This is a genomic window from Pontibacter deserti (genome assembly GCF_023630255.1).
In the GTDB taxonomy this organism is placed as follows: Bacteria; Bacteroidota; Bacteroidia; order Cytophagales; family Hymenobacteraceae; genus Pontibacter; species Pontibacter deserti.
Genome location: NZ_JALPRS010000001.1, coordinates 2,167,496 through 2,180,830, shown reverse-complemented (window position 1 = coordinate 2,180,830; position 13,335 = coordinate 2,167,496). Strand labels below are relative to the sequence as shown.

At 45.7% G+C, this 13,335-nt stretch carries 12 protein-coding genes; 8 read left to right on the top strand and 4 right to left on the bottom strand.

Annotated elements, in window-relative coordinates; genetic code table 11:
• The first annotated feature begins 2 nt into the window (after positions 1-2).
• The 4 genes from MJ612_RS09480 to trhO all read left to right on the top strand — a co-directional run bounded on the left by MJ612_RS09480 (position 3) and on the right by trhO (position 4,455).
• A complete protein-coding gene (locus tag MJ612_RS09480) occupies positions 3-1,292 on the top strand; it encodes a DUF2851 family protein (protein WP_187033244.1) in 1,290 nt (429 codons plus the stop codon).
• The gene (locus MJ612_RS09475; protein WP_187033243.1) at positions 1,289-2,587 is read left to right on the top strand and encodes a hypothetical protein; all 1,299 of its coding nucleotides are present in this window, start codon (positions 1,289-1,291) and stop codon (positions 2,585-2,587) included. The genes MJ612_RS09480 and MJ612_RS09475 overlap by 4 nt, the downstream gene beginning before the upstream one ends.
• Positions 2,588-2,643: 56 nt before the next feature.
• Positions 2,644-3,279 carry a NeuD/PglB/VioB family sugar acetyltransferase gene (locus MJ612_RS09470; RefSeq protein WP_187033242.1) on the top strand — a complete coding sequence of 212 codons (636 nt, stop codon included), beginning with the start codon at positions 2,644-2,646 and terminating at the stop codon, positions 3,277-3,279.
• A 207-nt stretch (positions 3,280-3,486) separates the two neighbouring features.
• Complete coding sequence (trhO, locus tag MJ612_RS09465; RefSeq protein ID WP_187033241.1) at positions 3,487-4,455, top strand: oxygen-dependent tRNA uridine(34) hydroxylase TrhO; 969 nt, start codon at positions 3,487-3,489, stop codon at positions 4,453-4,455.
• Between the two features lie 274 nt (positions 4,456-4,729).
• Here trhO and MJ612_RS09460 read toward each other — a convergent pair whose 3' ends face one another.
• Together MJ612_RS09460 and MJ612_RS09455 are read right to left on the bottom strand one after the other, a co-directional pair.
• Positions 4,730-5,569, bottom strand: a complete 840-nt coding sequence (locus MJ612_RS09460; RefSeq protein ID WP_187033240.1) for an aminotransferase class IV — start codon at positions 5,567-5,569, stop codon at positions 4,730-4,732.
• Positions 5,553-6,689 carry a DmpA family aminopeptidase gene (locus tag MJ612_RS09455; protein ID WP_187033239.1) on the bottom strand — a complete coding sequence of 379 codons (1,137 nt, stop codon included), beginning with the start codon at positions 6,687-6,689 and terminating at the stop codon, positions 5,553-5,555. Before MJ612_RS09455 ends, MJ612_RS09460 begins: the two co-directional genes overlap by 17 nt.
• 240 nt (positions 6,690-6,929) lie before the next feature.
• Here MJ612_RS09455 and MJ612_RS09450 point away from each other — a divergent pair, with 240 nt between their 5' ends.
• Entirely contained in the window at positions 6,930-7,787 is an 858-nt protein-coding gene (locus MJ612_RS09450; RefSeq protein WP_187033238.1) for a nucleoside phosphorylase, read from the top strand.
• Between the two features lie 84 nt (positions 7,788-7,871).
• Here the strand turns inward: MJ612_RS09450 and MJ612_RS09445 are convergent, their stop codons facing one another.
• Together MJ612_RS09445 and MJ612_RS09440 are read right to left on the bottom strand one after the other, a co-directional pair.
• The gene (locus MJ612_RS09445) at positions 7,872-8,171 is read right to left on the bottom strand and encodes a hypothetical protein (protein ID WP_187033237.1); all 300 of its coding nucleotides are present in this window, start codon (positions 8,169-8,171) and stop codon (positions 7,872-7,874) included.
• Between the two features lie 84 nt (positions 8,172-8,255).
• Complete coding sequence (locus tag MJ612_RS09440; RefSeq protein WP_187033236.1) at positions 8,256-9,266, bottom strand: acyl-CoA reductase; 1,011 nt, start codon at positions 9,264-9,266, stop codon at positions 8,256-8,258.
• Positions 9,267-9,378: 112 nt separating this feature from the next.
• Between MJ612_RS09440 and MJ612_RS09435 the strand changes: the two genes are divergently transcribed.
• The 3 genes from MJ612_RS09435 (at position 9,379) to MJ612_RS09425 (ending at position 13,224) form a co-directional block, all read left to right on the top strand.
• Positions 9,379-9,729, top strand: a complete 351-nt coding sequence (locus MJ612_RS09435; protein WP_187033235.1) for a 4Fe-4S dicluster domain-containing protein — start codon at positions 9,379-9,381, stop codon at positions 9,727-9,729.
• 79 nt (positions 9,730-9,808) lie between these two features.
• Complete coding sequence (locus tag MJ612_RS09430; protein WP_187033234.1) at positions 9,809-10,381, top strand: pentapeptide repeat-containing protein; 573 nt, start codon at positions 9,809-9,811, stop codon at positions 10,379-10,381.
• 212 nt (positions 10,382-10,593) lie between these two features.
• Positions 10,594-13,224, top strand: coding sequence for a valine--tRNA ligase (locus tag MJ612_RS09425; RefSeq protein WP_187033233.1), 2,631 nt, complete (start codon positions 10,594-10,596; stop codon positions 13,222-13,224).
• Positions 13,225-13,335 lie beyond the last annotated feature (111 nt).

Genomic DNA, 13,335 nt, shown 5'->3' with positions numbered 1-13,335 from the left:
CCATGAAAGAAGATTTCCTGCATTACATCTGGCAACACCAGTACTACCGTAAAGCCGACCTGGCTACTACGGAAGGCGAACCGCTGCAGGTACTGCGGACTGGCTACTACAACACCGATGCCGGCCCCGATTTTAGGGAAGCTATACTTAAGATTGGCGATGTGGAATGGTCGGGGAGTGTGGAGATACATTTACGGGCATCAGACTGGCGCCGCCACCAGCACCAGACCGACCTGAAATACGACCAGGTAATTCTGCATGTAGTGTGGCAAGCCGACGAAACTATACGCCGGACAGATGGTACCATTATTCCGGTGCTGGAGCTGAAGGATAGAGTTGATACATCGCTGGTTTATACTTACCGCCAACTACAGGAAGCCCGAACTACTATACCCTGCGCCAATGTGTGGCCGGCCGTGCCCGAAATTACCAAAACCATGATGCTGGGCCGGGCCTTAACAGAGCGACTGGAGCAGAAAGGACAGGAGGTGCTGCAACTACATGCCAACTATAACCACGACTGGGAAGCCACCGCTTATCATGTGTTGTTCAAAGGGTTCGGGTTTAAGATAAACCAGGAGCCAATGGAACGATTGGCCAGTGCACTGCCGACAGCTATACTTCGAAAACAGCAACAGCTTTTTCAACTGGAGGCGCTTTTATTCGGTCAGGCTGGTTATTTAGCGGATGCGGCTACTGACTATGCGCAGCAACTGGCGAAAGAGTATAATTTCATGAGCCACAAGTATAGCTTGCAGGATACAGCTATGCAGCGCCACCACTGGAATTTTATGCGCATGCGGCCTGCCAACTTCCCGACTGTTAGGTTAGCGCAGCTAGCAGCTGTGCTGGCAAACCGGCAAAGCTTTTTTACAGCTATACTTGAAGCCCAAACTATTAAACAATACGAGGCCTTATTTATGGTGCCGGTTTCAGAGTTCTGGCAGCAGCATTTTACATTTAGCCCGGAGCCTGGCAAAGCAACTAAAACCATGGGTAAGGACAGCGCGCATAACCTCATTATCAATGTAGCAGTACCACTGCTGGCTGCTTACAGCCATTTTACCGTCGACCGTGCATATCTTGAAAAAGCGATCGAGTTGCTGGAGAAGGTAAAAGAAGCATTGAACAAGATTACAAGACTTTATGAAGAACTAGGCTGGAAAGCGACATCCGCAGCTGATAACCAGGCAGCACTTAGTCTTTATCAAAACTATTGCCAGCCGGTGAACTGCCTGCAGTGTGCAGTAGGTAATAAAATCCTGAAGCAAAACATACTTTCCCGATCGTGACGCTGCTGGTATACTTCCTCAATATCCTGCTGCTGTTCGGGGCAGGCTGGTTACTGCATAGGCAGGAGTGGGCGCAAAGGTTAAAACCTTACCTGTTGCCTGCGTTGTTGTTAAAGCTGATCTCTGGGGTGTTGCTTGGTATTTTATACTTTCACTACTACGGCGAAGGCGATACCATTACTTACTTTAGGGGCTCACAAAAGCTGACCCAACTGGCATATGAGGATTTAGGTACATACTGGCGCTTGTTGCTTTTCAATGAATTTCCGAGTGAGAGTTTTAAGCAGAGCGTGCCGTTTACCAGGTTCTTTTATTTTTCAAATTCCTTTTTCCTGCTCAAGATCATCAGCCTTTTTAACCTGCTCACGGGCAGTAGTTACTACCTGATAAGTTTATACTTCTCGCTGTTCAGTTTCTGGGGCATGGCGAAGCTGGCGGCTATACTTGCAGATATCTTTCCGGAAACCCGTAAGGCGGCTATAGTTGCGTTCCTGTTCATTCCGTCTGTGGTGTTCTGGAGTTCGGGGCTTTTAAAGGATGCGGTACTGATGGGAAGCATGTGTTGGATAGTAGCATTTGTACTTCAACTGGCACACAGGCAGCCAGTATCTATACTTACCTGGTTATTGCTGCCCTTTCAACTATACCTGTTTATCCGAATAAAAGTATTTTTTGCTGCTGTATTACTGGTCCTGCTGGGGTATTATCTTGTTGTTACGTTATTGGCTAAAAGTATAAAGAAGCTGCAAAGTATAAAAGTGCAGTTACTGGCGTTAGCCGGGCTTGCACTGTTAGCTGCTGTTATGGTCTGGCAAATGAGTGGGATATTTAATGTAGCTTTTATAACCGAACAGCTGGTAAAGACCTATACCGGATTGCTGACTTTATCGCAGCACGGGCCGCATATCAGTTATCATTCCTTAGAGCCTACTGTAACTTCTGTATTTTCCAATGCACCAAAAGCCTTCTTTAACTCTCTTTACCGGCCGTTTATTGGGGAGTCGGGGAGCGCGCTGTACGTTATCCTCGGGCTGGAAAACCTGCTGTTGTTTATACTTACTGGTGTGGCTTTAGCTGCTGCTTTCTCTAAAGTTTGGTTACAGAAGGTGCACTTATGGCACATTATACTGCTGTTGTTTATAGTAATCTCAGCAGTGGTAATTGGCATCAGTACACCTAATTTCGGTACGTTAAGCCGTTACAGGATCATCTTCCTTCCGTTTCTGGTATACCTGCTGCTGCAGAATAGAATAGCACAGCGAATCATGCAAAAGCTGTTGCCATTAGGCCAATAATCATACTTTCAATCTCCGGCACTTATTCGTACCTTTGCGCCTTATTTAAATAAGCTATGCAGAATCCTGTAATTATACTTGGCGCCCAGCAACTGGGTACTGCCGCTCTCGATATTTTCAACAGCAACAGCGTGGTGGTGTACTGCTTCCTCGACGACAAAAAAGATATACAGCACCAGGAAATCAATAATGTGTTGGTGATGAGTAGCACCGAAGACAATGAGTTCCTGAAACTGATTGGCAAGAAGTGCGACGTGTTTGTGGCTGTAGAAGATTCGGCTGCACGCAAAGGCCTGATAAACATGCTGAAGGAAGAGTATAAAGTGGTTCCGGTAAACGCTATCCATAAGTTCAGTTCAGTGTCAGAATATGCATGGTTAGGCCACGGCAACATGGTAGCGGCTGGCGCTATAGTTAACAACAACGCCAAGATCGGCGACAACTGCATCATCCAGTCCAGAGCTATAGTTGATACTAATGCCGAGATCGCTGACTTTGTACAGATCGGGGCAGGTGCTATCATCAACTCTGAAGTGAAAGTAGAAGAGGGCGCTTTTATAGGTTCAGGTGCGGTTATCGTGTCTGGGGTGAAGATAGGGAAGAATGCACGAGTTGGTGCGGGCTCGGTAGTGGTAGCCGATGTGCCTGCCAAAGCAACTGTTTTCGGTAATCCGGCAGCGGCCATAAAGTAAACTTTTATAGTTATAGTTGCTGTTATTTAGCCTGAGTGACGAAAATCATTTTAGAGCAATAAAGTAAACTATAGCTTTGCAGAATAATTTTGAATGAGAGATTGAGTGGATGAGTGAATTTTAAATCCAGCTTATCTTCAAATCCTGATTCAGACAATAAATATAATCAACAATTTATAGTTAACACTTAGCTGAAACTAAGCCGTTATGAACAAACCATACAGCATTTTACTGTACTACTGCTACACGCCGATAGCAGATCCGGAAGAATTCCGTGAGCAACACCACCTGATGTGCCTTGAGCTAAATCTGCTCGGCCGTATCATCGTTTCGAAAGAGGGTCTGAATGGCACTGTGTCCGGTCTGAAAGAAGATTGCGAAAAGTATATGGAGACCATGCACGCAGATCCGCGCTTTGCCAAGATCGATTTTAAGGTAGACGAATCGGAGGGTCATGCATTTACAAAAATGCACGTACGTACCAAAGCTGAGATCGTACACTCCGGCTTGCTGCACATAGACCCGAATGCCCGTACCGGCAAACACCTGGAGCCGAAAGAGTTCAGGGAGATGAAAGACCGTGAAGATGTGGTGGTGCTGGATGTGCGTTCGGATTACGAGTATAATGTGGGCCGCTTCAAGAATGCTGTTACCTTGGATATCGAGAACTTCCGTGAGTTTCCGGAGAAGGTGGCAGAGCTGAAGGAAAAGTATAAAGACAAAAAAATCCTGACCTACTGCACCGGCGGTATTAAATGCGAGAAAGCAAGTGCCTTTTTGCTGGAGCAGGGTTTTGAGGATGTTTACCAGTTGCATGGTGGCATTATAAAGTATGGCAAAGAAGCCGGCGGCGAAGACTTTGAAGGTAAGTGCTATGTGTTCGATAACCGTGTAGCGGTAGATGTGAACTCTGTAAACCCGAAAGTTATTTCGCATTGCTACGTGTGCGGTACCGAAGACGACCGTATGGTAAACTGTGCTAACCCGGTTTGTAACCTGCATGTAGCTATATGCGAGAAGTGTGGCTGGGAACTGGAAGGTGCCTGCTCTACAGAATGCAAAGGCCACCCTGAAAAGCGCCCGTATGATGGAACTGGCTACTACCAGAAAGAAATGAACGGCTATAATCCACTAAAAGGATTCAACCGCAAGAAGAAAAACGACGTACAAGTATAAGTATTCTCTAAAGCAAAGGAAAGCGTGTGCCCAACGGCCACGCTTTTCTTATTTTATACCAATTAGAAAGACACAAGATTTCAGACGCAGGATAAAAGACTGGTAATAATTGTTTCAGCGTTTGCTCGCGTCCGGTGAGTGTGACCAAATGCTCTTTCAGACATCTATGTCTGAAAGTGATCTGTTGGGGATGTCCATATTCCCGTGTGAGGTGATACATGGACACGGATGTCCCTTTACAGATAGTATCCGGACATAGATGTCCGAATCAGCTTTAATGCATCTTCTCTAGCTTTATCAGGTCATCAAGTAAGTTCTTTGTTACCTCACCCGGTTTTCCATCCCCAATAACCATATCATCAACTTGAACTATAGGCAGGATACGTTTGGTAGTACTGGTCAGGAAGGCTTCTTTGGCCTGGGCAATATCTTCTATAGTTACAGCCCTTTCTTCTGTTTTATACTTTTGTCGGGCTAGTTTCAGCACATTTTTACGGGTAACGCCGAGCAACACATCTTCGGCAGGAGTAACTATAGTATCATCCTGGGTCACAATAAAGAAGTTGCAGCGGGGGAATTCGGTTACTACTCCGTTCTGCTGGTATAATACATCGCTGGCATTAGCAGCTTTTATTTTATTTATCAGCCGGATGCCCATGGAGTAATTTATAGTTTTAGCTCTAGGTATTTCGCGTATATACTCGTGGGTAATGATCTTGATGCCTTTCTCGATCATCTCCTGTTCCGGCAGAACCAGTGGCTGCTCCGTGATCAGCAGGTTCGGTTCTCCGGGATCATAACCATTGGCAGAGTACCCACCGGTCAGTATCATTTTAACCCCAGACTGCGGCAGGTTGTTTAGTTGGATAAGCTTAGAAATAGCATCCTTTAGTGCATCTGTAGTCAGGGGCACCGACAACTCCATTAGCATTGCAGATTCGTAGAACCGCTCCAGATAATCCTCCAGGAACACGGGCTTCCCTTGTTCTACCTTAAAAAAGTCGAAAATACCGTACCCACGTTGTATTGCAAGGTCGCTGATGTGTAGAAAAGACTCCTCCAGTGGTTTTATCTGGCCATGTATGTAGGCATGGAGTTTAGCGTTTGATTGCATTGTGTTGCTTTAAGATCTTGACTACTTTATCGATGGGCAGCGCTTCTACTTTGTGTTGGTCTGTGCCCTCCATGGTTTCGGCTGCAAAAAGGGAGTTAATGATAGCTTCTTCCGTAGCTTCTATTACCGCCATAAAAAGTGGCGATATTTCATCGTTGCGGAGGTATGTGGCTGTCTGGGTTTTGCTATCAGAAGTATAAGGTACGCGTATAGTTGGCTCAGTAGAAAAAGCTATGACATAATCGCCGCTGCCGTTGGAGGCAATACCACCTGTTTTACCCATTCCCAGCATAGCACGTTTTGCCAGCCGTTCCAGGTTACGGGCATCCAGGGGGGCATCCGTAGCCACCACTATCATACAAGATCCATCGGCACTGTCTTTTATTTGCTGCTTCAGGTAATACTGGTCAAGTGCTTCGCCAACCGGTACGCCATCAACCTGTAATACTCCGCCAAAATTGGTTTGCACCAGTACACCAACCGTGTAGCCTCCCACACTTGCAGGTAGCTTTCGAGAGGATGTACCAATGCCGCCTTTAAAACCAAAGCAAACGGTGCCGGTGCCTGCCCCTACATTGCCTTCTGCCACTGCGCCTGCTTTGGCCTGTTTTATACTTTCTAACACATGGTTTTCTGTTACATGTCTGCCTCGTATGTCGTTCAGGTACCCATCATTGGTTTCGCCTACTACAGCGTTTACAGATCGTACTTCTTCATTGCCTGCCTGCTGCAAAGTATAACCTACTACAGCATTCAGGGCGGTGCCTACGCCCAGGGTATTGGTAAGTAGAATGGGCGTTTCGAGGTTGCCCAGTTCCTGTACCTGTGTGCTGCCGGCCAGTTTGCCAAAGCCATTGCCTACATATACAGCAGCCGGTACTTTACTCTGGAAAATGTTGCCACTATGCGGAAGTATAGCTGTAACGCCAGTCCGGATATTGTTGCCTTGGATAAGTGTTGTGTGGCCTACTGTTACACCGGGTACATCGGTTATGGCATTATGCTTGCCAATTGGCAGCACACCTATCTTTATACCATAATCTCTTGCCCGTTTGCGTTCCTGGCCTTGTACCTGAGATGTTATACTTACCATAAGCAACAATAGTAATAGTAGCCTCATGTAATTATAGTTTGTACAACAGTAAAAGTAACAGAAAATTTATAGTTTGAAAGCGAGGGTGTTAAAGGTCATTCGTTTATAATGCTGCTGATTTAACGGAAGAAATGACTTCTATAAGTGCATTTATACTCGAAGGTTTCTACTTTTGCCCTTGTTGCCCTGCTTGCTTTTAACTTAATAGTAGCTACAAAGTATAAAACAGGACAGCAATTTATCAGCTTCAACTTTAAACCATAAACTATGGCTTCAATTCCCGAATCAGAACTGATCATCAATAAGAACGGTACTGTTTATCATCTTAACCTTTTGCCTGAGCATATCTCAGATACTATAATTACAGTCGGTGACCCGGAACGCGTGCCAATGGTAAGCAGGTATTTTGATGAGATAGAGGTGGAAATAGCCAAGCGTGAGTTTGTGACGCACACAGGTTACTACAAAGGCAAGCGCTTAACGGTGATCTCAACAGGTATGGGTACCGATAACATCGATATCCTGATGAATGAGCTGGATGCGCTGGTGAATATTGATTTCATGAGCCGGGAGCCGAATGAAGAAAAGATAAAGCTGAAGATTGTACGTATAGGCACTTCAGGATCGTTGCAGGAGTCTATACCTCTAGGTAGCCATTTAGCTTCGCATTATAGTGTAGGCCTGGACTCGCTGATGGAATTTTACCCACTGGAACAGACTGAAGATGAGCAAAGTATAACTCGCGCCCTGAAAGAACAATTAGGGGTAGGTTTTACACCTTACTGTGTGCCTGGCTCTAAAATGTTGTTGGATAAAATAGCCTTTGATATGGTGCCGGGTAACACACTTACCTGCCCGGGTTTTTATGCGCCCCAAGGCCGTGTGCTGCGTGGGGGCTTACGTAACCAGAACCTGCTGCAGGTATACCAGAACTTCAAAGTATGCGATTTCCAGCTAACGAATTTCGAAATGGAGACTGCGGGTTATTATAGTATGGGCCGATTGCTTGGCCACGAAATGCTTTCGCTGAACGCTATAGTTGCCAACCGCATTACACAGCAATTTGCCCCTAACGCCGAAGAAGTGATCGATAGCCTTATCCGGAAAACGCTGGAAAGGATTTAATAGCTTAAAAAACAAAAACACCGCCCGTTTATCTGCAGAAGCCGAGAAACGGGCGGTGTTTTTTATACTTTATGTGAATATGGCTTAGTAGAATTCTACTCCCACCACTGAAGAAGTAGGAATACAGCATCCTCCCTTCAATGTCATAAACTTGTCGTCTACAGCCCAGACAGTTGTATCTACCCGCTTTAAATCTCCCTCAGCTGTTTTAAACGTTATTTCTACTTTGCCGTGGTAGCCATTGCCTAATATGGAAGCACGGTTTAAGTCCCACAGGCGCTTTTTCTGAGCTTCTGTATTGTCTAATACATCTTTGTGGCTGAAGTGGAGGGAAGGAATCATTTCCTTCTCTACCATAGGTATTCTGTTTACTGTAGCTTTCATGTATGGTGTATTTATGGGTGAATACTCCTAACTAATATAGCTAATTATATTTACGAAAACTACAGTTTTAAGAATTGCCATTCGCTAGATTTTCTGCAGAAACGCCATCGTGTCGACACCATCGGCATAGTCCCACACCATCGGGCATTGTGCTTTACCAAAAGGTATACTTCCCTCCAGCCAGCCATGTGCCGAAACTATAACCTGTGTTTTGTCTTTTATGGCGCTTAGCTTTTTACGCAGGTCTGTTAACGAGCTAAAGGTATCATAAAACAACACTGAGATAGGAGAGACCAGATTCTCGCTTTGCTGCACCAGCATAAAGCCGTTGTCGAAGTGCGGTACACGGTTTACCAGCAATATAGATTTGTTGTAGTCGTAGTTGTTCTGGTATTTATGGTGATCCAGTATATTCTGGCGGTGCTGGTTGGCTTCAAAGAATTTATCAAAAGTATAGCCCTCTGGCACAAACACTTTCGATACATTGCGGCAGCCCAAGCCATAGTATTGGAAAAAATCATCGCCCAGCGCTTTCAGGTCGTCGGCTTCTTCGTGGCCGGTAAGTACGCCTATACTTGTTCTGTTTTTGCGGATAATGTGTGGTCGCTTGGCAAAGTAATACTCAAAGTAGCGGGCAGTGTTGTCGGACCCGGTAGCAATAATGGCATCTGCATCTTTCAGTATCTCTACAAACTCAAACTGGTTGGCAAAAGCAGGCTCTATACCTACCAGCATATCAGCGAGGCGTCGCATCAGCACAGTATCGTCAGAGCTTAGCTTTGCCAGCAGGTAATGCCCGCTCATCAGCACCGACAGGAAATCGTGGAAACCTACCATCGGAATATTGCCGGCCATTACTACGCCAACCTTTTTTTGCGAAACCTGTTTTAAATGATAAGGGTAAAGCCATTCGCGGAGGTATTGTTCCTCCAGCATTTGCGTTATGCCATTAAGGGCACGGGATACGTTTTCTTCATCAAACCACGGGTTACGCGACTGAGCCATACGGGCCCATACCTGTTTGTCTTCCGGCGTCAGGCTTTTTAGCTGCCTGCCCAGTTCCACAAAAGCTTCAATCCTGTTCTCTAATGTCATGGCGTGTATGGTGTGGCTTATAATTTTTATTTGATAGGACGTTTAATGTTCCTAATTTTGCGATTTAGAAACCGATATACAAAAGTATAAAAAATATACAGGAGATACGACTATGGCTATAATGATAACCGATGAGTGTATAAACTGCGGAGCTTGCGAACCAGAATGCCCTAACACTGCTATTTACGAAGGCGGTGCCGAGTGGACCTGGGGTGGTGGTACTGCGCTGAAAGAGGTGGAGATCGACGGCGGGGAAGTAATTCCCGGCGATGCGGCTCAGCCACCAATTTCAGATGAGTTTTACTACATCGTTTCTGATAAATGTACGGAGTGCATGGGCTTCCACGAAGAGCCGCAGTGTGCAGCCGTTTGCCCTGTGGATTGCTGCGTAGACGACCCCGACTACCGCGAAACAGAAGAAGAACTGCTTGCCAAGAAAAGCTGGTTGCACCAGGAGGCATAAGTATAAACTACTACAATTCACAAAAACCTGTCTCGCAAGGCAGGTTTTTTTGTTTATTTTGCTTACCAAATTCGCATACATGGAAGGATCGATTCACGCAGATAAAGCCTTTGAAAAGGTAATTTACCCAAACAAAGAAATAAAGAACAGAGAGTTTGAAAACTGTACCTTCAGGAACTGTGATTTTTCGGGCAGCAGTTTTGCCGAAACCCGTTTTACCGACTGTACTTTTATAGGCTGTAACCTGACTATGTTGAAGCTAAACCATGCAAGTATAAATAACGTGGTTTTTAAAGAGTGTAAGCTTACAGGTATAAACTTCAGCGAGTGTGAAGATTTCCTGTTTACAGTATACTTCGAGAATTGCCTGCTGGATTATGCTTCGTTTGCGAAAAAGAAAATGGCGAAAACCAAGTTTGTAAAGTCTTCTCTAAAAGGTGTAGATTTTTCTGATACTACCCTGACCAGCGCTTTATTTGATACAACAGACCTGGAGCGAGCTGTATTTAACTATACCAACCTTTCCGGCGCCGATCTGTCCACTGCCTATAACTTTGACATAGATCCTGAGATCAGCACCATAAAAAAAGCAAAGTTCTCGCAATATAGCTTGCAGGGGTTGCTCACCAAGTATAGCCTGCAGGTCGTTTAGTCAGTGATTAATAGGACTAGCTCGGTTATTTAAGATCCCTTTTCTAAATCAGGGTTTAGAGGATTTTGTGATAGCAGGATTATAGTTAATCCCGGAAATCGACATTAATCAAGGTTCAGACTTTTAACAATCAACAATAAGCAATCAACAATTAAAGCTAAATTCCCTATTTTTGCTTTTTAGCGCATTTAGCAGCAAATACAAAGTATAAGATGTCGATAGCAAAGAAATATAATCCCAAAGAAGTAGAAGAAAAGTGGTACAGCAGCTGGATGGAGCGTGGCTTCTTCCGCTCTACGCCTAACCCGAAAAAAGAGCCTTACACCATTGTAATTCCGCCGCCAAACGTAACCGGTGTGCTGCACATGGGCCACATGCTCAACAATACCATTCAGGATGTGCTTATCCGTCGTGCGCGTATGAAGGGCAAAGAGGCTTGCTGGGTGCCAGGTACCGACCACGCTTCTATTGCTACGGAGGCTAAAGTTGTGGCTATGCTAAAAGAGCGCGGCATCGAGAAAAAAGATATTACCCGCGAAGAATTCCTGAAATATGCGTGGGAGTGGAAAGAGAAGTATGGCGGCATTATTCTGGAGCAGCTTAAAAAACTAGGTGCTTCCTGCGACTGGGACCGTACCCGTTTTACCATGGAAGACGACCTTTCGGCTGCCGTTATTGAAGTGTTTGTGGACCTGTACCGCAAAGGCCAGATCTACCGTGGCGTGCGCATGGTAAACTGGGACCCACAAGGCAAGACTGCGCTTTCTGATGAAGAGGTAATCCCGAAAGAAACAATGGCGAAAATGTACCACCTGAAGTATGAAGTGGTATCAGAAGAAGCCGAAAAAACATATATAACCGTTGCAACCTCGCGCCCGGAAACCATAATGGCCGACGTAGCGGTCGCAGTAAACCCGAATGATGAGCGCTACATGCACCTGCATGGTAAGTCTGTTCGCATACCACTGCTGGGTAAAGAGATTCCGGTTATACTGGATGAGTACGTAAGTATAGATTTTGGTACAGGTGCACTAAAAGTAACGCCTGCACACGACCTTAACGACTACGAACTGGGCCAGAAGCACAACCTGCCAATCATCGATATCCTGAACAACGACGGTACGCTGAATGAAAAAGCGCAGCTGTATGTTGGCCAGGACCGTTTTGCAGCTCGTCGTAATATTGTAAAAGATCTGCAGGAAGCTGACCTGTTGGTGAAGATAGAAGAGTATCCAAGTGTACTTCAGACTTCGGAGCGTACAGGTGCTGTAATTGAGCCACGTTTGTCGATGCAGTGGTGGTGCAAAATGGATAAAATGGCTAAGCCGGCACTGGAGTCTGTAATGGAAGACCAGATTCGCCTGCACCCGCCTAAGTTCAAGAACATGTACCGCTCCTGGATGGAAAACATCCGCGACTGGTGTATTTCGCGCCAATTGTGGTGGGGCCAGCAGATTCCGGCTTACTACCTGCCGGATGGTACTTTTGTGGTAGCTACAACTGCCGAAGAAGCACTGCAGCTTGCCCGCAAAGAAAGTGGAAATGCTGAGCTACAGGCATCTGACCTGCGCCAGGACGAAGACGTACTGGATACCTGGTTCTCATCATGGTTATGGCCGATCTCGGTGTTTGATGGCTTTAAAGACCCGGATAACAAGGATATACTATACTATTACCCTACTAATGATCTGGTAACTGCCCCTGAGATCCTGTTCTTCTGGGTGGCACGTATGATCATGGCTGGTTATGAGTTCCGTAACGAAATGCCATTCAAGAATGTGTACCTGACTGGTATAGTTCGTGATGCGCAGGGCCGTAAAATGTCTAAATCGCTGGGTAACTCACCTGATCCGCTTGACCTGATAGAACAGTATGGTGCCGACGGTGTGCGTGCTGGTATGTTGTTCAGTTCACCAGCCGGTAACGACTTGCTGTTTGATGAGAAACTGGTAGAGCAGGGCCGTAACTTCAGCAACAAGATATGGAATGCCTTTAGGTTGATAAAAGGATGGGAAGTAGACGAAAGCCTGCCATGCCCGAACGATACGGCTATCAAGTGGTTTGAGTCACGCTTTAATGAGGCATTTGTCCAGATTGAAGACCATTTCGAGAAGTTCCGTATTTCGGATGCATTGCTGGCTGTGTATAAACTGGTGTGGGATGACTTCTGCTCGAATTACCTGGAGATGATCAAGCCTGCCTATCAGCAGCCAATTGATAAGCAAACACTGGAAGCTACCACAGCTTTCCTGGAGAGAGTATTAAAGGTGCTGCATCCGTTTATGCCGTTCATTACAGAAGAGATCTGGCACGACCTGAAGGAGCGTAAAGAAAAAGAGTACCTGATCGTTTCTGCTTGGCCTAAGAAAGATACATTTGATAAGGATCTGAATGCCCGTATGGAGAGCGTACTGAAAGTAGTTGCTGCTATTCGTAACATTCGTAACTCTAAAAATATACCGCAGACAAAAGCACTTGACCTGGCTATTAAAGTGATGAACCAGGATGGATATGAGAACTTCCTGAGCATCATCCGTAAACTGGCTAACATTAACGAGGTTCAGTTTGTGCAGGAAAATGTTGATGGCGCTATCAGCTTTGTTGAGGCCGGCGACGAGTTCTTTATCCCAATGGAAGGAAACATTGACGTAGAAGCCGAGCGTGAGCGCCTGCAGAAAGAGCTGGAGTATACAAAAGGCTTCCTGGAGTCGGTGAAGAAGAAGCTGAGCAACGAGCGTTTTGTTAGTGGTGCACCGGAGGCGGTAATTGCTAACGAGCGTAAAAAGCAGGCTGATGCCGAAGCCAAGATCAATGCCATAGAGCAGAGTTTAGCCTCGCTTTAAAATAGCTTCATATAAAACAACAGCGGCTGCTTTCTTTGGAGAGCAGCCGCTGTTGTTTTATATCTTTCCTATCATCCCAAGTGTCAGCCGAGGGAGTTTATATGTCCTGTA